The sequence below is a fragment of the Alsobacter sp. SYSU BS001988 genome (assembly GCF_054796215.1).
The window spans coordinates 137,096-155,655 of sequence record NZ_JBTAMK010000011.1; the positions used below are offsets into that span (position 1 = coordinate 137,096).

The window sequence follows — 18,560 nt, forward strand, 5'->3', positions numbered from 1 at the left end:
GCGAAAGCCAAAGAGGACGCAATGAACACTGGTTTCACCACAACGCTCGCCGCCCGGGCCTATGTCGATCAGGTCGCTCTCTTGTACCAAACCACGTTAGGCCGCCTGCCCGATGGCGGTGGCCTCGACTACTTTGTCAACGCGCTCGCGCAAGGCGGCATGTCGCTGGCCGACCTCGCTCACATCCTGGTCGACTCGCCTGAATTCACCATGGCTCACGCCGGCGAGACCCGCGAGCAGATTATCAAGGACTTTTACGTCAATATCTTTGGCCGCGCCGCCGACGCCGGCGGCCTGAAGTTTTGGTCCGAGTCGAAGCTTACGCTGGCAGGGCTCGTGCAAGACCTGTCGTCCTCCAACGAAGCCGCACTTCACAATGATTCGGCGCTGAACAGCTTCGAATTTTCGGCGATCAAAGGCGAGATCTCCAGTTCGCCGGGTCAGTCCGGCCAGAACGACGGCAATTCCGGCGCCGGAAATGGCAACGGCAACGGGAATGGCGGCGGCGGCGGCGGCGGTGGGGGAGGCGGCACCGTGGTCGTCACGGTCCCGTCCACGATCGAAATCCCGGGCGCGACCATCAACGGCCAGGCCTTGACGATTGACGGCACCGGCAACGTCAACATCACCGGAGTGACCGTCGCTGAAGCCAAGTTCGATGCGAATGGCGCCGTGGTTCCGGTCGCCGTGAACGCCGACATCGCCGGCGTCACCTTCACCAATGTCGGCACTCACACGGTCAATGGGTCCTACGCCCAGTATGTCGAGACCGCCTGGCGCAACCTGGACAGCGATTACGGCTATGTCGCGGGACAGAATGGCGGCGCCGATTCCCTCAATGGCGGCGGACTCGGCTTCGCCAACCCGGCCGTGATGGGCCGCGCCATTCTGGGCAAGACGACGGTAGGCGAGGCCGCGCTGGCCGTGGACCAGGCCTTCGTCAATCTCGGCCTTGAATATCTCGACTATCTCAAGAAGGGCGGCATGGCGCTGGTCGACTTCGCGGCCAAACTCGGCGGCAGCGCCAGCAGCGTCACCGTTTTTAGTCGATCCACGACAATCTGCTGTCCAACCTCAACACGGAGCAACTCAAGTTCCGCCACCTCGCGGGCGAGTCGGACATCATCGCCAAGACCGGCGAGTGGGGCGCCCGGCCATCCTATGATGGGACGATCGCTGACGTCGCCGACGGACAGGCCGCGCTCAAATTCGACGTTGCCCACAATGTCCTTATGCCCGAGAACTACACCGTTCATTTCGTGCACGGAACAATCGATCCGGCGCTCAAAAAGGCGAACGGCGATTTCATCGCTGGAACCGGAATCTCCGGGACCGATTGGACGGTCGTCAACAATCCACCGAAGGGCCTTGAACTGGATCTGCGGGGCGTGCACTACGCCAATGGCGTGGATACGCTGGCGTTCGTCGACGCGAATGGCGTGACGCACTACTCTGGACCCTCTGGAGCGAGCCCGCTGAAGTCCTCACGCGCCGACATGGGGGTGGACTACGGCGCCAAAGCGCCGAACGCGTCTCAGCTTAAATTCACCCTCGATTTCGACACGGATCCCACTGTCGGGACGAATTACGTTCGCCTCATGCGTGATGCCCTGTTCAGCCTCGGTCAGACCAGGTCGATGACGATATGGTTACGCCGGATCGCTGACCGCCTTTGGCAACAGTCAAAACGCGGCGTTTGGATTCTGGCTTGGAAATCGCCCGACACGGCGGACCATCGCCAGGACGCTCACCTTGGCCACCTCACACGAGGTGGTAGCCTGAGGTCACCCAGGCGTCGTTGAAGCTGTGAAGGTTCGCCAAGGTCACGGTGCCGGCGATTTGCAGCGCGCCATTGACCGGTTCCAGCATGAAGATCCGATACCCCTCGGGATTGTCTGACGTGGTGTAGATCTCACCGTTCAGGTTGATCGTGTCGCCCTCGCTGGCGTTGAAATCGAACACCACATCGTTGCCCGGCGTGATCCGCAGCGGAGCGCCGGTCGCGTCGATGACCGTGTAAGTCGGGTCGAAGATGAAGCTGTCGGCGCCCGCGTCGCCCCAGAGCTTGTCGTCGCCGCCGTCGCCGTTCAGCCTGTCATTGCCCGGCCCTCCGTGCAGTTCGTCGGCGCCGGCCATGAAATCCAAGCTAGGGTCGTATTCGCTGCGCAGTCCGGCAGCGGGCGGCCTGGCGTCGCCATGCAACTCGTCATTGCCGGCGTCGCCGAAAAGAATGTCGGCGTAGTTCGTCCCAGGATAGACGTGAGCGATATAGTTCGTGCCGCCCCACAATTGGTCGTCGCCGTCGCCGCCATGCAACTGGTCCGTCTGCCATTGCCCATCGATGATGTCGTCGCCGGCGTCGCCCCAGACGAAGTCGAACCCGCCACCGCCTAACAAGAGATCGTCGCCCTCCCGGCCAAAGATGAAATCGGGTGAGCCGCCGCCGTCAATGATGTTGCCGGTCGCGTCGCCATAGATCGCGTCCGTAAAGCGGCTGCCGATCAGCTCCTCGACTCCGACATAGCTGTCGCCGCTGGCCCAGCCGGTGTTTGAATTGGAGTTGGCCATGTCGATGACGACGCCGATGTCGTAGCTGCCGATCGACGCAAGGCTTGGGGCGTTTTCGTAGCTGACAGCGTCGACGGCAGCCGCCCCTCCTGCGCCCACGAAAACATCCGGCAAGCTGGTGGCGTACACAAGGGTCTGGAAATTGACTTGCGATGCGACCACCATCATCTCCTCCTGACGCCATCAGGCAGGCTGGCGCTCAGCGCCAGGCCTGCACGAAGCTAAACGGCGGGGACCGTTCAGCACCTATCCTCCTCAACGCAGTGGATGCTGTCCTTGTTCATCAAATGGCAGAGTGGCGCTCAGTCATGCGATGCAAAAACAGGAATGCGACCGGAGCATCAATGCGGACTGTTCCCACGGCCGACTAGCCGAGAAGTCGGCCCGAACCGGCAAGGGCAAACTTGGGTCGCCCTATGGCGCCGCCTTTGGGCCGCTAAGGACCCGTGCTTTTGCTCGTCATAGGTGGACGTAACGAGCGCGACAAAAACCCTCGTCAGGCGTACCCTCATCATGTTCAGCCGGAGGGTAAGTCCATGCTTCACCTGCACTGGACAAATGTACTGAGTAACAAGAATGGCCAGTGGCGCACTGCCCTTCATACCTGGACAATAGAGGAATAACAATTATCCCGCCATAGTTTGGATGAGTTGGTCAGGTCGCGAGCCAGATTGACCGTGCCATCCAGGCGTTCTGGACGGGAATGCGCGACTTCGGTTCCGATCTTTGGCTTACAAGCCCGGACGTGAAGTCGGCCACCTCGGCCTCACTAGTCGTCCCTCGCGGTCCAACTTGCGGCAGGGAGTAGGTCGTGCGTATAGGTGGGGCGTGGTGGCAAGCTATGAACGCTGGTGAGATGATGGCTCCCCGCCTTACTGGGAGGCAATCATGCTTTTTATGGTCAAGTGGAAGGAAAAGCCCCAGGGGTCACCAGCCGCCTACGATGAAGCACAGAAGCGAGTGTTGGCGCTCTTCGAGCATTGGGATGCTGGACCCAACACAACGATTCAACAGTTCGTCGTTGGTTGGTAGCTTTAGTGGCTACATGATCCTGGAGACTGACGATGTTGCAAATTTACACAAGCTTGCCACCGTTTACTCGACCTACGAGATTGAGGCTGAGCCGATCATCGACGTGACCACGGCCGCAAGAATGGAAGCTGAAGGCGTTCAGGTTCGGGAGCGGCTGTTGCAGCGCCAGTGAGCAGCACGAGCGAGGTCATCTCCAATTGCAGGCATCCAGACACGCACTGCTCCGTCGCGTGTCTGGGACCATAGTTGGACGGATTTCATGGTCGGGCGACCCACTCATGCGCGTGCTCGGTCATCGCCCCAACCACCTCCTCACTGCATACCTAACGTTTCGCTCGCCTTAATGCCTGGATAGCTCCGAGTAGGCGTCCATCACTCTTGCAGAGTAGGCCAGGGCCGCACCTGCGTTCATGGCCACCGCCACGCCCAGCGCCTCAGCGATCTCGTCCTGCGACACGCCAAGCTCGATGGCTTTTTTCGTGTGATTGGCGATGCAGCCATCGCAGCGCGTCGTGACTGCTACCGCGAGCGCAATCAGTTCTCGTGTTTTCGGATCCAGCAGCTTTTTCTCACCACCAGCCGCATGCAGCAGCCGGTAGCCGTCGCGCGTCTGCGGAGTTCGTCTCGCAAGCTCGCCGACACTGGTTTTCAGATCAGCTAGCATTCCCGTCCAGTTCAGGAACATCGTCGTCCTCCATCCTGCACCGTCGAGCTTGCCACTCGGGCGCAAAACGCGCCAGTCTGCTCCCTCGCGCGATGCAGTACAGTTCGGGAGGGCGCAATGGCGGTCCTGGAGCCTGTCGAGCCGCCTAAAGTCACTGTTCTGGTCGATAACGCGACCGACAGTCTCTCGTCGGGCGCGCGAAGAACGTTTGATTGAAGATCCATCTTCCGGATCATCGCGCACCCCAGCGGTCCGAAGCGCACTGATAAAATCGAGGCCGTCGCTCGCATCCTGAATACGTGTTCATCTACACGGCAAAAAAGATCAGCAACCCAGGGCGAGTTGATGGGTTCACTACAGTGGTGGGGGGATTCGCGCCATGGCGATTCATTCGGGTGTCACGTCTACGCTTGGCTTCGCAGCCGCGCTGCTCGCGGCGACCGTCGCGCCGTCATTGGCCCAGAGCCTCGGCGCGACAGCCAGAACGGGACGGCCTTCGTCGCCTCAGCGCCTTTGCCCCCGCTGATTTGGCCAAGCTGCGCCAGAAACTCGCGAGCAACCCCGGATTTCGGCTGCGATTTCGGCCCCGTCCTGACCGGCATGGTCCTTCCCGAGACCGTTCGGCTGGACGAGATTCCCGCCGCGTTCGACGTGCAGAGCAGCCTTCACTATGGCGTGGTCAACAATCGCTTCGTTCTTGCGGAGCGATTGTGATGCATGTCCTCGACCCGATGAGCCTACCCCTTGGGGGGCGAGCAGTTCCGGGCTGAGTCCTCAGTTGCTCCCACCGCAATGACGAAACAGGCGGGACTCGACAGCGCAGGTGTTTCGTCCAGAGCCGGGCTCAAGCCAAAAAGCGAAGCATTGGGCGACACGGTTGTGTGCGGCGTTCGGTTTCCCCGCCGCGCCTAGATATCCGTTCACCATGGCGTGCATTGCTGGGCAACCATCGCCGGGCGGACCGTTCTTCCACCAGCACAGCCGATGCATCGGAGGAAATCATGAACAAGCTTTGGTTGGTCGCCGTTGTCGCGGCGAGCGCTTTCACGTCCACGTCGGGTTTCGCCCACAACAGCGGCGCTCCTGCGGGCGCGGCGACCGGGGCAGTCTGACGTCGGTGTCCGGTCGAAACGGGAAGCACTTAACTTATGGCAACGGGACGGCTGAACGTCGGTACGCAACCTCACGCTGGTCGACCCTTTTGATTACCGCCGAAATTCGGGCCGATCACGTTTTCGGCATCCGGCGACGAGAACCGTGTTGTGGTCGCGTATCAGGAGTGTCTCAGTGTTTGGTTGAGGCAGTTCATATTCCTTCCCGACCGCGCCGCGCGCTACACGGGCGTTTGCCAGCTTACTGGAGAGGGAAGGGGAGCGCGACTTGGCGACCTGGACCGCCATATCGGTTCCGCTCAGTTCGTCACATTTGAATGACCGTTGCGCCTGAGCCGTTAGGCTCTTGCTGCGACCCTGCATTATCCTCTTGGAGAAAATACAATGTCGCAGGTTCAAAGTTTCACAGACAACGTCCGTCACGCCAATCGGCTTATCGAAGAGGCGTTGGAGGAAATCGTTGTGCATGGTGTGCCAGACACCATCGACGAGTTGCGCAAGCTGGCCGCCCAATGTCGCGTACGATCGGCCTTTATCATCGCCAGCGTCCCGCCCGGAACGCAGCCGCAGCCACTTCTCGAAGAGATTGCAGATCAGATCGACGACGCGTTGGCCACCGCTATTCACCGGCTCGAAAAAGCGGTGGAACAGGGCTCGCCTCCTGACAGGGCTTGACGTGATTCGCCAAGGGCGGGACGATCCTACGACCGGGCGATTTCGCGGGCGCGGACGGTGCCACCAAGGAGTTCGGCCCTCCTAAGACGTTAAGCGAAGCCGCAGGTGTGAGACCGCCAGTTTAGGCATTTCCATTGGGCATCGATAGAACTCGCTTCTCGAGTTGGAAACGCCGCCTCACGACAAGAACGGCTGAGTTAAGGGATCCAAGGCAAATCATCGGGTGGATTACCACATCGGTGCTTTTGATGCGGCGCGAACACAAGACCAAATTACGCCGGGGCATTGTCCCTTGGCTTCCGTTGGTATGTTGGTGCGGCGCATCACTCAGGCGCAGGCGGCCTGGCTCCTGGCTCTAATTTTTCAACCTTTCCGACAGCTGGAGCGAGATCGTTCGGCCGAAGAGGCACGCTGGGTCCAGTCGAACGCGTTGGAGCTCCAGAGCCGCGCCTCTGCCCCTACGCGGCTGATCCCGGCCTCTATGCGCTGAGCCCGGTCCCGGATACGGTTTAGACGGTAACCATCGATCAGCTATACCATCGCTGCCACCGCAGCCAGCCTTTCCAGCCAACACCCATGGTCCAGGCGGGTGTCCGGCAAGCATCTTCCAAAGCGAGGCTTCTAGTTGGTCTGAGAAACGAGCGGGCCATAAAGGGTTTCACACCGGCCTCCAGCCGAATGGCAAGCTGCCGCCCAGGTCGTAGACGGTTATCCCGGAACCCACGTGTCAACGTGTCAACGTGTCGAAGTTAATGAACGATACGGGTATCGCGAGGTCCTTCTCAACACGTTTTAGCGTGTTGACGAACCCTAAGAGGCAATCATAGGGTTATTTCTTCTCATTGCTGAATTATCCTGACCTACGTGCAGAGTCCTCGCCACCAGCGGGACCGCCGCTCCATCGCCAGGATGGCCGTACTGGGTGCTGCGAGGCTAGAAGAATCAGCCCTACCTGAACAGGGCCGAAGTGGGCGCTCGCTCGGAGGGGCTGTCGAGCATCCAGCAATGCTGCTCATAGAAGATCGGTCTACGTAGTGGGCGGTCATGCGCGGCCCAGATGAAGCGAGTTGTGCTCGCGGGGGCAGTGCCCAGCACTTTATTTTGCGGAGCACTGCCCAAAAACGCGGGCTATTAAATCATCCAGCCGTCCTGGCCATGAGCAAGAGCAATTTGGCCAACGAGGGAGTGGAGGTCGTTCGCAGATGAGACCTCGTTGATCTCGCCGCTCGCAACCGGAAGAACGAGCTTGTATCCGGCGGTTCCGTCCACCTCGCCAGGCGTTCCTGCACCTGGTCCAGCAGGGACAGTCAGGCCATGCAACACGATCTCACGCAGGTCTAGCATCGCATCCTGGGTGAGCTTGCCTGCGGGAAGCGTGAAGCTTTCGACATATGAGATCACGCCACTTGGAGCAGTCGGAAACCCCGTCAGGGCGCCGTCATGGCTATGGCCGTTATCTTGTCCGGTGCCATTGGCATGGTTCACGGTGAGGTTGAGCAGGATTTCACCGTACTGGGGAAGGCCCTCCCCAAGTTCAACATATCCGTCGTTGTCGGCGTCGCTCGCCGTCGTGGGAGTATGTGAATCAGTGCCGTCTACAAAGCCATGGATATGCTGAACATGCGGCTGGTTCGGTTCCAGACCCGTCGCAGAAATTGCGATGGTGAGCGTGTGGGTCTGGTCGTCAAGTGCGAGAACCGCTCCGCCCGTCACCCCAGAGTGGTTCAGGGTCGTGAACTCGGCGAAGTAGAAGTGGTCAGCTGCCAGGAAATCCTTGTCCCCGGTGGCATGGAACATGAGCTTGCGCTCTTGCATCAGATCCACGTCCGACCGCTGATGCCCGTGGCCCAGCAGCATGTCCCCGCGTGGTCTCGGAGCCTCAACCGCAGACGACCCCCTCAGGGTAGATATGTTTTCTCTGGCCATTGAAGCGCTCCTTGGTTTGCTGGAAGGAGGGCTTACGGATCTGCATGGCCGAGAGTTTCAGCCTGAGTTCACGACCCCGTGAAGCTTAGCGCACGGATTGAAATCGCGGCCATCGAGGGGATGCACCCGGCTCGAAGGGCGCGAGCCGAGCTGGGCAACCGCTGCATGCGCCGCGCATCGTGAACGCCCATCGGGAACATGTAGTGCACCGTACAGTTGCCGAGGATCGCGCGGGCCCGTTGGGACCGCTCCAATCCCCGAGGACGATGTTCATGACCAATATCAAGCCCGCACTCTGGGCCACGATTTCTCTTGCTGCGCTGACCCCATCGTTCGGCGCTTCAGCCTTGGCGCAGACGGCCTCTTCAGCCTCGACGTCCATGTCGGATGACAGCGGAACGATGCAGCGGTCCGACAAGGATATGCGACGCGTCCTGGAGAAGCTCCACGCACTCGGCGCAAAGCCCATCGGCACGCAATCGGTCGAGGAGACCCGAAAAGGTCCGACGCCCGCCGACGCGGTCAAAGCCGTCCTGAAGGATGAAGGGAGAGATGCAGCCGCCTTGATGGCCAAACTCAAGGTGGCCAAGAAGGACATGACCTATCCGACGGGGGGCGGCCAGCAGCCGATCCGAATCTACACGCCCGAGGGTTCGGGCGGTCAGCCCAAGCCGGTGGTTGTCTACTACCATGGCGGCGGATGGGTCATCGCCGACCTCGACACCTACGAGTCGTCCGCCATGGCGATGGCCCATAAGACCGGGGCGATCGTGGCCAGCGTCGAATATCGTCACGCGCCGGAGAACAAGTTTCCGGCTGCGCACGAGGACGCCTTCGCGGCCTACCAATGGGTCGTGCAAAATGCCGGTCAGTTTGGCGGCGATCCGCAGCGCCTGGCCCTCATGGGCGAGTCCGCCGGCGGCAATCTGGCCACCAACGTAGCGATCATGGCCCGGGACCAGAAGGTCGAGGCGCCGCTCCATATGGTGCTCGTCTACCCGGTGGCGGGCGCCAACACCGATACGCCGTCCTACCAGAAGAACGCCCACGCCATGCCGCTGAGCAAGCCGGCCATGGAATGGTTTTTCCAAAACACGGTGTCGAAGGATGCTGATCGGAACGACCCGCGCCTCGACCTGGTCGGCAAGGCCGATCTGAAGGATCTGCCTGACGTCACCCTGATCACCGCCGAGATCGACCCGCTGATGTCGGAGGGCAAGGCCCTGGCGGACAAACTGAAGCAGGCTGGATCGAAGGTGAAGTATGAGAACTTCTCCGGCGTCACACACGAGTTCTTCGGCATGGACGCTGTGGTGAAAGACGCCGGGAAGGCGCAAGAACTTGCGGCTGCCGATCTCAAGCATGCCTTCTCTGAGGGCGCCACCGGCGCGGTCAAGGGGCGCACACCGGCGAAGCAATAAGGCCAGAGACACCGTGAAGGACTGCCCAGCTCCAGGGCAGTCCTTCCGACTCAATCTCCCGTTTGCTGAGCCAGTTGGAATCGTACGGCCCGACTGGGCCAGCTCTCCTTCCACTTTCCGCTGAGCGAAGAGCCCAGGGTTCTGCCTGGGCCCAGCGCTGGTCAGCTACGGCATCAGAACCGCATCCACAACGTGGATCACCCCGTTCGACTGCATCACATTAGAAATAGTTACGCGAGCCGTGTTGCCTTTGGCGTCCTCGACAAACAGTGACTTCCCGCTCTTGCCGGGAAGGACGGTCAGCGGCTCACCTTGAACGGTCTTAAGAGTGGCCCTTCCTCCGCCTTGCTTCACCATCCTCATCAGGTCCTGCGCTGAGTAGTTGCCGGCCACGACGTGGTAGGTCAGCACCTTTGTCAGTGTGCCCTTGTTCTGCGGTTGCACGAGGTTGTCGACCGTACCGGTCGGCAGCTTTGAAAATGCGCCATTGGTCGGGGCGAACACCGTGAATGGGCCGGGACTGGCGAGGGTGTCGACGAGGCCAGCCGCCTTGACCGCCGCCACTAGCGTCGTGTGATCCTTTGAGTTCACGGCATTCTCAACGATGGTCTTGGTCGGATACATGGGGGCGCCGCCGACCATTACCGTTCTGGCCAGAGCCGAGCCCGACAGCGTCAGCGATGCGGCGAGCGCAAGGGCGGCGCAGGCTTGAGGGCGAATAAGCGAGGTCATCGTGGGTCTCCCTGATGGCCCTCAATCTGGGGCCCACATCCGACTACGACCGCAAAGAGCAGCGCGTTTCCGAAAACCTGCGGAAAAAGGATCAACTCCGCGTGATGGGGGAGCTCCACGGGTCGAGGTTCTCTAAGTTGGCCGGCTCGGGCGACCTGGGCCCGAGCCTAAGCCCCTTTTGGCCCCAAGAACAATAACGGCAGGGCCCGCCCGCCTCTGCGGCGGCTTTTTGGATCAGCTTCATCCAAGCACTTTACATCGTTAGCACCCCCTGTTCGCACCGAGTTTGCTCCCAGCTGACTACCAGCGCACACAGCGCTCGCTGTTCGACCCCACGTTCAGAATCTCTAACAGCCCTCCCCAGGCGGGAGGAAAGGCCCAGGAGATGATTTCCTCCTGGGCCGCCCGCCGTTTAGCATTTGGCCAGCTAGGGGCGCTATCGTCGTGGCCCGCGCTCCTCACGGAGAACAGGGGCTGGATGCCAGACGGTAGCCTGTGCTCTCCGTTTCGCTCGTCATGTTGACTGAGCGCGGCTAGCTCGGCTGCCGCCTGTGCGGCTCCGAGGGGCAGGGTGAGGCTGTTGAAGGTTTTTGGCCGTCAGCGACACGAAAGCCGGCCGACATGGCGTGGACAGTCCAGGGCGGCGAGAAGGGGCGGCGCGCTATGGCGTGCACGCCTCGCCCACGGCGCTGATGACCTGCTTGGTAACCTCCGCGCGCGACAGCCAGCATCTCCACTTCATCGTCGGCGGCAATGGTGGCTATACCGCAGCCTCACGCCTGTTGAAGCGCGATTGAGCCGGCCGGCGAGCGCAGCCGCGCCGCCCGCAAATAGACGAGGCGCCATGCGCCACGCGGCGCGGCGCTCGGCCAGGTGCAGTCGGTTGTGCGGCGTGGTGCGTCGGCCACAGCGCCGGCGGCCTAACTTTCACATTGCGGCAATCGGCCGCTTGTGAACCTATCCGGGCCGCATGTTACGCCCCGTGTGGCGCTAGAGGCGAACCTAGTGATGACGCAACCCCGCGTGCTGATCCTTGAAGACGAGTTTTTCGTGGCCCTGGATCTTGAAGCGATCGTGCAGGCGCATGTGCCTCGCGCGGAAATCGTTCTGTGCACGTCCGTGGTCGAGGCGCAGGCCGCGCTGGCCAAACCGATTCGGGTGGCCCTGCTTGACGTCGATGTGCATGACGGCAAATCCTTTTCGGTCGCCGAAGCCCTCGTCGCGCGCGGCATTCCATTCGCGTTCGTGTCGGCGTCGTCGCCCGGCGCGGTTCCCGACGCTCTGTCCCACGCTCCCTTTGTGGCGAAGCCCTACGCGGCGCCGCTGCTTCAACAAACGTTGAGCGCCATGATCGGGCGAGTTCCTCACCATGACTGAGCGGTTCACAGGTGCGCAGGGCGCCGCGGCGCACGGCTATGGCGACGAGCCCCTCAGGTCAGACCCGAGTGAAGAGGTGAAAGTTGCGGACCGGCTCCGGCGCGCACAGGAGCTTGGCGGCGCGATCCCTTATGAGTGGGACAGCCGAACGAATGCTCTGATCGCGCCGCGCGCCTTTGGTCGGCTGTACGGCCTTGGCGAAACTGACCCATTGACCTATGACGCCGTCGTCGCCCGCATCCATCCCGACGACCAGGCGAAGAGCAAAGCCGCTCACCGCCGGGCGATCCAGACGGGCGGCTCCTACGAGCAGGAATACAGGGTCGTTCGGGCGCATGACCGAATCGGGTGGCTCTTGGTCCGCGGCGAGGCGACGCGCGACGCGCAGGGCCGGGCGGTGGGGCTGGCCGGCGTCGCCATGGACATCACCTCCAGGAAACAGGCGGAGATCGCGCTGCGTCAGCGCGAAGCGGAGCTTGCTGAACGCCAACAATTCATCAGCAATGTTTTGGCCAGTTCCGACGACTGCATCAAAGTGCTCGATCTCGACGCCCGCCTTCAATTCATGAGCGAGGGGGGCATGCGGGTGATGGAGGTGGACGACTTCGGCAAAATCGAAGGCTGCTCATGGCCTGCCTTCTGGAGCGGCGAGGGGCAGGATTTCGCGCGAGCGGCGGTGGAGGCCGCCACAGAGGGCAAAACCGGCCGGTTTGAGGGCTTTTGTCCGACGCTGGCGGGCACGCCGCGCTGGTGGGACGTGGTGGTCACGCCGATCCGCGACGCCAGCGGCAAAGTCGAGCGCCTGCTGTCGATCTCGCGCGACATCACCGCCCGCAAAGAGGCCGAGGACGCGCTACGATTGGCCCAGGAGCGCGTCGAACTGGCGATGGCGGCCGGCAAAGTCGGCACCTGGGTGTGGGACCTCAAAGCCGGCGTGATCACCGCCGATGAGCGCCTGGCTGAGATGTTTGGGGTGGATGCCGCGCAGGCGGCGCAGGGCGCGCCGGTGGCGGCTTTCACGCAAGCGGTGCACCCCGACGACCGCGACCGCGTCCACGCGATCATGGCCGAGGTCATCGCCAAAGGCGGCTTTTATGAAGTGGAGCACCGCCTGGGCGACGCCAACGGCGCGCCGCGCTGGGTCGTGGCGCGGGGCGAATGCCAGCTCGACAGCGCCGGTCGCCCGGCGCGCTTTCCCGGCGCGACCGTGGACATCACCGCCTTGAAGCGGGCGGAGGAAGCGCGTGAGTTGGTGACTCGCGAGCTGGCGCATCGCATCAAAAACATCTTCGCGGTGGTGAATGGCATCGTGGCGATGTCCGCCCGCAGCGAACCGGAGGCGAAACCCTTCGCCGATCGCCTGCGCGAGCGGCTCACCGCTCTGGCCCAAGCGCATGAGTATATTCGGCCCCATTCGCCGCAAAGCCGCAGCCCGGCCCATGCGCAGCAGACCGTGCAGGGCCTGCTGCGCCTTCTATTGGCGCCCTACCTGCAAGCTGGACAGGAGCGGATCGTGCTGCACGGGGCGGACGTGACCATCGGCCCCAAAACCGCCACTGCGCTCGCCCTGATCTTCCATGAGCAAGCCACGAATGCGGTGAAATACGGCTCGCTTTCAAGCGCCACCGGCTCCGTCGACGTCACGGCGGAACATACAGGCGCGTATTTTCGGCTGCAGTGGCGGGAGGTCGGCGGGCCGCCCATCGACCACAAGCCCGAGCGACGCGGCTTTGGAACGGAACTCGCCGCTCGCAGCGCGGCCAGCCAGCTCGGCGGCGCATTGTCGCATGACTGGGCTGAACGGGGCCTCATCGTGCGGCTGACGCTGCCGGTGGACAGACTCCATGTGTGATGGCAGGACGTGCGACGGATCCAAATCCCGCATTCGAGCTTGGCCGCGAGTGCGGCAGCGACGATTATGACCGCGTCATCGCGCTGTCTAACACCCTGCCCGCCAGCGGCGAACCGCTAGCGTTCCACGCGCTAACCGGCAGAGGATGCGCGACCTGCGCAGCTTGCGTGACACCGCTCCACACTGTGTTTCCACGTACGCCACGACGATTGCGTTATGCTCAAAGTGCAGTCGCTCGGCACATTGTTGAAACGCCAAAGCTTGGATTGCGCGATGCTGCGTGTTATGCGGCTGGGCCACCCAAGGGGTACTGAATGGTTTTGATGCGCCGCGCTACGTCGGTTCAGACGCTTCTTGCTGCCCTTGTTGCCTGTCTGCTTATGCCCGTCCTCTTTTTCACGGGCGTCCTCCTCAGCCGATATGCCGAAGGCGAGCGGGCCCGTCAGCAAGCGGACGCGCTGGATATTGCGAGGCAGCTCGCCAGCGATGTTGATCGCGAGTTGGCGGGCCTCCAAGGCGCGCTGCAGGTGATGACGACCTACATCAGCCTCGACGCGAAGGACTGGTCCGTTGTGTACCGGCAAGCGACTGAGGTGAAGCAATTCTTAGGCGTCGAATCGTTTTCAAGGACGCCAGCGGCCAGCAACACGTGAATACCCGTTTTTCCTTTGGGACGTCGTTGCCCTCCTCACTGCCGCAGGGAGACCGCCGCGCATTGGCGGAGATGAAGCCGGTCATCTCGGACCTGTTTATGGGTGCGACGGCCGGTCGACCCATCTTGAGCCTGAACGCACCCGTGATCCGCCAAGGCGAAGCCGTCGGTCTCGTAAACATGGCAATCGAGCCAAATCGGCTCTCGGCTGTGTTGCGCTCCAGGCTCCTGCCTCAGAACTGGGTCGCGGCGCTGGTGGATGGAGCGGGCAAGGTTGTGGCGCGCTCTCGCTCCCCGGAACAGTTCATCGGCCAGACTGCGACGGTCGACCTCCTTGAGAACACGACCGGGCAACAGGGCACTTGGGCTGGCACTACCAAGGAAGGGACGCCGGTTCTTTCGGCCTACGCGCGATCCTCGCTGTCTGGCTGGCGAGTCGCCGTCGGTGCGCCAGTTGCGGCGATAGAAGCCCCGTTTCGGCGGTCACTGTGGTGGCTGCTCTTCGGTGGTGGCTCGGTCCTGGCATTAGCGACCCTCGCCGCAGGCTGGTGCGGGCGGCAGATTTCCAAGTCCCTTCGTGCGGTCGCTGAGCTGGCAATCTCTGTGACCCGCGCAGAACCTATCGCGCCGCTCCAGACTCGCTTGAAGGAAGTCAACGCGATCTCACAGGCGCTGAGCCAAGCGGCGACCGATGTGGCTCGCCAGACCGCGGGACGAAATCAAGCTGAAGCAAGCCTACGCGCCGAGACGGATCGCTTAGATGCCTTGAACCGCGTCGGCCAAATGATCTCGTCGGAACTGGACCGACAGGCCCTAGTGCAAAAGGTCACCGATGCTGGCGTCGAACTGTCCGGCGCTGCGTTTGGATCATTCTTCTATAACGTCGCCCAAGGAGGGGAGACCCTGACCCTCTACACAAGATCCGGCGTTCCGCGAGAAGCTTTCTCCAATTTCCCTATGCCGCGCGGCACGCACGTCTTCGCACCGGCCAGTCCTGCGGGCGAGCTTCGCTCGCCAGCGAGCTTCCCCAAGGCGTGCAGGATGTCTTCTGTCGTAAAGGGCTTTTCGACGAAACTCGTATGCGCCAGCGGTTCGACTTCATCGCTATCATATCCGCTGATGAAAATCACCGAGACGGCGCGCAGCAAACGGCATTGCGCCGCCAGAACATCGCCGCGCCGGTCCGGCAGGCCGATATCGATGATGAGCAGGTCAATGTCAGGGTTTGCTGAAAAGATCGCCAAACCCGCCCCGGCGCTGCTGGCGCAAATGACGCCATGTCCCTGCTCGCGCAGCACTTCAGCCAAAGAAAGCGCCACGAAGGGCTGATCATCGACTACAAGGATCGTCAGGCGTTTCGGCACGGGCCATTCTCCAGCCTCACCACCGCAGCGTTTCATACTCTTTGGCGCCGTCAACTTGGGGATCTCACGTACCGCGGTCGGCGGTCCAGTCCTGCTTTGCCGCATGCTGGCGAACGACCTTGGCCATCCTACCCGCCGGGCACCAACCCCGACGTTTCGTCTTACCGGCTGTTGAGCGATCGTGTTTGCGCCTCGCCAGCAAGGCGACGCCCTCTTTGCGCTTGCCGCAATCGTCGCGTTCGGTCGGGAGCGGGGCCATACTTTGCTCATTGCATAGGGCCGATCCTAAGCTAGCCAGCGTGGAGAGACGCTCGACTTCTCCCGACCGGGGAAGCCGACCACAACGCCTTCATCGAGAGACTGAACGGCAAGTTCCGGGCGGAGTGCCGTCTTTAGTGCAATCGTCGCCGCAGCGGACCGTTCCAAAGCGCTAAGCGCGATCCGGGAGAGCAGCAGCCGAGCTGAAACGACGAAAAATTCTAATCAAAACGTCGATATCCGGAACCTTGGTCCAGAGAAAACGTCGTTTGCTCAGGGGGCCACAAAAGGAACATCGAAATGGGAACTCGTAATCCCCGCTGTATCATGCAATCGGTTCCTGTCGTACAATCGCCAGAACACACCTCCACGTCTCCTGGCGATCATGGCGAGACGTTTCTGGATGTTGAACTGAGCCCGAAGAACCAGCAAGACCTAATAACGTTGCTTCAGCTCGATTTGGCTCCCTTGAGCCCGCTGGCTATGAACCACACCTTTCTCGGATTCACCATCATCGGGTGGCTCGTCGCGCCCCAGGAGTTGATTGGATTTTTCGGCATTGAGGAAGCCGTAGAGCGTTGGCACCGCCAGTACGAGAGTTCAAGTGAACGGCGTTCACTGCGCCGCGCCAGCTCTCACTGACGGCAGAACAGAGCGGATAATGTCAGACGGGAGCCACTATACAGCCCGGGGCAGAAAGCACCGCCGCCGTTCCGAGATAAATCACCGTCAAGGGTTGGAACAGGTCGATCGCCTTTTTATCATCGCCAGCAGGGGGGCGACACCCGAGAGAGGATGATGAGAACATCTTAATCGGCAGCTTGCGCTTATCGAAACTGGGCCGTTCAGATTATCGCATCGACCTTTGGTGACGTGCGATCCTGACCGAAGCGTGGGGAGGTGAGTACCGCCCACCTCCCCAATCCGAGTGCTCCCCTCTCGGCGCGACCGTCAAAGGGAGCCGATGCTGAACACACTGCTGGCCAGTCAGGTTGCAGCGGCAGGCCAAAGGGCGCTTCCGCACCTGTCCCATCAACGCGGGACGTCAGGTTGTCGCAGCCTGTGCTGATGCTCGCCATGCAGGCGGCTCAAGCGTTTCTGGAGGGAAAGGAACTAAATACACGGCATCTTTGTTGATATCCGTCAACGAGTGGAACGAACAATCGTGTGGAGTGGTGGAATGTCTCAGCCGAACAGCCCAGTGGCGGTCGCCTCAACGCGCGGCGGAGAAGCAGGAGCCACAATCGAGTCCTCCCACTCAGCCATATCCTGGGCTTCGATCATTGCGGGCGGCGTCATAGCGGCCGCTCTGTCGCTGATCCTCCTTTTGGTCGGGGTCGGCTTGGGGCTGACGTCCATTTCGCCGTGGGCCAACTCAGGCGTCAGCGCCACCACCTTCACCGTTTGGGCTGCGGTTTGGCTGATCATCGTCCAATGGCTGTCATCGGCGCTCGGTGGCTATCTCTCTGGCCGTCTGCGGACCAAATGGGTCGGGGTCCATAACGACGAGGTGTTCTTTCGCGACACCGCCCATGGATTGTTGGCCTGGGCGGTTGCGACGCTGCTGACAGTCTCGGTTGTCGCCTCGGGAGCGACCGGTGTCCTCAGCAGTGGGGCTCAGGCCGTGGGCGGGGTGCTGTCAGGGGCGGCTCAGGGCGCCAGCCAGGCAGCCGGACAGGCCGCATCCTCCATTGATCCCAACGCTTATCTGCTGGACGGTCTGTTTCGTTCAAACAAGCCGAACCCGAGTGGGACTGAGCAGGAGGCAAAGGCTGAAGCCGGCAGGATCCTGCTGACCAGCGTCCGCAACGGTTCGATCGAGCCTGCTGACAAAACCTATCTTGCGCAGATGATAGTGAGCCGAACCGGCCAATCCCAGCAGGAAGCCGAAAAGCGGGTTGATGACGCGATCGCCAAGGCGAAGGACGCGGCCGCCAAGGCCAAGGATGCGGCCGACCAGGCCAGGAAAGCCGCGGCAAAGATGGCATTCTACAGCTTCTTCTCAATGCTTCTTGGCGCTTTCATCGCGTGCGCTGCGGGGGCAGTCGGCGGGGCCCAACGTGACGAGTGGTGAGCCAGGCACGGGGTGGGGTGCGCGCGGGGCAGCCTTGGGACTGCCGGAACCAGACCTCGCCTGAGTCGTTGTATCGGCGCTACGTAACGACCAACCAGTGAGAGAGCCCTGCAGCAGATCGCCCTTGCTGCAGGGCTTCTTTGTACCGAGGGTTAGGCAGTGGACGACGCCATTTCGACGATAAGCTGGAGAGCCTCGACCTGCTTGTCAGTCAGACCGTTGCCGCCCCCAATCTTTGTCTCGGCCGCGCCCACAGCTAAGGCAAGATGTTAGCCGAGCCCGTCGTTGTCCTGGCATTTCGGGTCGAAAGCGGCTTCAACCGGCCTTTTTCCCGTCCGTGCACGTCGTCGTGATCCGGGGCCCGTCCCGCTAAGCTGGGAAGGGTTTAGCCTACGGGCGATTTTGCCGTTGCATCCGTGCTTGCAATGAGGCGCTCCGCCGCTTCGTCAGCCCATCGAGGCCCAGAAGAGCTCTAAGCGTACAAGCCATAGCCGAGCATTGCCCAACTGCCCCAGTATCGAAGCAGGCGTAGCCAGATCACGGGCGCAAGAGACATTGAACCCTTCTGGCTCTGTCGGTCGACGTATTCTTCAGTTGCAGCAGCCGATCAAAGAGCGCTAGCGTCGCGGGTTTATGAAGTCCGGGATTGCAACTGCAATGTTCCATTCAGGTCTTGAACCTTGAGACGCTGTCGCGTCATGTGAGGCCAGACAGGAATCTACTATGGAGAAAGCTGCTTTCGCTTACGCATTCAGGTCGTGTCCCACGGAGTGGTGTAGCTGGCCTGGCTGGCACAGCGTCCTCGGGCAGAGCCGAGTCTGTCAGGCTGCCGCCACGGGCAGGATGACGGTGG

14 protein-coding genes and 1 pseudogene are annotated in these 18,560 nt (G+C 61.7%); 10 read left to right on the top strand and 5 right to left on the bottom strand.

Annotation, left to right across the window (positions count from 1 at the left end; genetic code table 11):
* Nucleotides 1–21: 21 nt before the first annotated feature.
* Nucleotides 22–1,443: a DUF4214 domain-containing protein gene (locus tag ACYVO7_RS18615; RefSeq protein ID WP_460451312.1), complete on the top strand. Its 1,422-nt coding sequence runs from the start codon at nt 22–24 to the stop codon at nt 1,441–1,443.
* A gap of 318 nt (nt 1,444–1,761) precedes the next feature.
* On the opposite strand, the gene ACYVO7_RS18620 is transcribed toward ACYVO7_RS18615, so the two are convergent.
* Complete coding sequence (locus ACYVO7_RS18620) at nt 1,762–2,733, bottom strand: calcium-binding protein (protein WP_460451313.1); 972 nt, start codon at nt 2,731–2,733, stop codon at nt 1,762–1,764.
* A 732-nt stretch (nt 2,734–3,465) separates the two neighbouring features.
* On the opposite strand from ACYVO7_RS18620, the pseudogene ACYVO7_RS18625 reads away from it, so the two are divergent.
* Nucleotides 3,466–3,772 (top strand): annotated as a pseudogene (locus ACYVO7_RS18625) (DUF3303 family protein).
* Nucleotides 3,773–3,940: 168 nt separating this feature from the next.
* Here the strand turns inward: ACYVO7_RS18625 and ACYVO7_RS18630 are convergent.
* Entirely contained in the window at nt 3,941–4,285 is a 345-nt protein-coding gene (locus ACYVO7_RS18630) for a carboxymuconolactone decarboxylase family protein (protein ID WP_460451314.1), read from the bottom strand.
* A gap of 1,475 nt (nt 4,286–5,760) precedes the next feature.
* Between ACYVO7_RS18630 and ACYVO7_RS18635 the strand changes: the two genes are divergently transcribed.
* Complete coding sequence (locus ACYVO7_RS18635; RefSeq protein WP_460451315.1) at nt 5,761–6,051, top strand: hypothetical protein; 291 nt, start codon at nt 5,761–5,763, stop codon at nt 6,049–6,051.
* A gap of 1,131 nt (nt 6,052–7,182) precedes the next feature.
* Here ACYVO7_RS18635 and ACYVO7_RS18640 read toward each other — a convergent pair.
* Complete coding sequence (locus ACYVO7_RS18640; protein WP_460451316.1) at nt 7,183–7,908, bottom strand: hypothetical protein; 726 nt, start codon at nt 7,906–7,908, stop codon at nt 7,183–7,185.
* A 341-nt stretch (nt 7,909–8,249) separates the two neighbouring features.
* Here ACYVO7_RS18640 and ACYVO7_RS18645 point away from each other — a divergent pair, with 341 nt between their 5' ends.
* Nucleotides 8,250–9,398: an alpha/beta hydrolase gene (locus ACYVO7_RS18645; RefSeq protein ID WP_460451317.1), complete on the top strand. Its 1,149-nt coding sequence runs from the start codon at nt 8,250–8,252 to the stop codon at nt 9,396–9,398.
* Nucleotides 9,399–9,563: 165 nt separating this feature from the next.
* Here the strand turns inward: ACYVO7_RS18645 and ACYVO7_RS18650 are convergent, their stop codons facing one another.
* On the bottom strand, nt 9,564–10,130 hold the full coding sequence (locus ACYVO7_RS18650; RefSeq protein WP_460451318.1) for a fasciclin domain-containing protein: 567 nt from the start codon (nt 10,128–10,130) through the stop codon (nt 9,564–9,566).
* Between the two features lie 626 nt (nt 10,131–10,756).
* Between ACYVO7_RS18650 and ACYVO7_RS18655 the strand changes: the two genes are divergently transcribed.
* The 4 genes from ACYVO7_RS18655 to ACYVO7_RS18670 all read left to right on the top strand — a co-directional run bounded on the left by ACYVO7_RS18655 (nt 10,757) and on the right by ACYVO7_RS18670 (nt 14,012).
* Complete coding sequence (locus tag ACYVO7_RS18655; protein ID WP_460451327.1) at nt 10,757–10,927, top strand: DUF3095 family protein; 171 nt, start codon at nt 10,757–10,759, stop codon at nt 10,925–10,927.
* Between the two features lie 211 nt (nt 10,928–11,138).
* On the top strand, nt 11,139–11,507 hold the full coding sequence (locus ACYVO7_RS18660; protein ID WP_460451319.1) for a response regulator: 369 nt from the start codon (nt 11,139–11,141) through the stop codon (nt 11,505–11,507).
* Nucleotides 11,500–13,359: a PAS domain-containing protein gene (locus ACYVO7_RS18665; RefSeq protein ID WP_460451320.1), complete on the top strand. Its 1,860-nt coding sequence runs from the start codon at nt 11,500–11,502 to the stop codon at nt 13,357–13,359. Before ACYVO7_RS18660 ends, ACYVO7_RS18665 begins: the two co-directional genes overlap by 8 nt.
* A gap of 314 nt (nt 13,360–13,673) precedes the next feature.
* Entirely contained in the window at nt 13,674–14,012 is a 339-nt protein-coding gene (locus ACYVO7_RS18670) for a hypothetical protein (protein WP_460451321.1), read from the top strand.
* A gap of 910 nt (nt 14,013–14,922) precedes the next feature.
* On the opposite strand, the gene ACYVO7_RS18675 is transcribed toward ACYVO7_RS18670, so the two are convergent.
* Entirely contained in the window at nt 14,923–15,375 is a 453-nt protein-coding gene (locus tag ACYVO7_RS18675) for a response regulator (protein WP_460451322.1), read from the bottom strand.
* Between the two features lie 558 nt (nt 15,376–15,933).
* On the opposite strand from ACYVO7_RS18675, the gene ACYVO7_RS18680 reads away from it, so the two are divergent.
* Complete coding sequence (locus tag ACYVO7_RS18680) at nt 15,934–16,275, top strand: hypothetical protein (protein WP_460451323.1); 342 nt, start codon at nt 15,934–15,936, stop codon at nt 16,273–16,275.
* 538 nt (nt 16,276–16,813) lie between these two features.
* A complete protein-coding gene (locus ACYVO7_RS18685; RefSeq protein ID WP_460451324.1) occupies nt 16,814–17,707 on the top strand; it encodes a hypothetical protein in 894 nt (297 codons plus the stop codon).
* Nucleotides 17,708–18,560 lie beyond the last annotated feature (853 nt).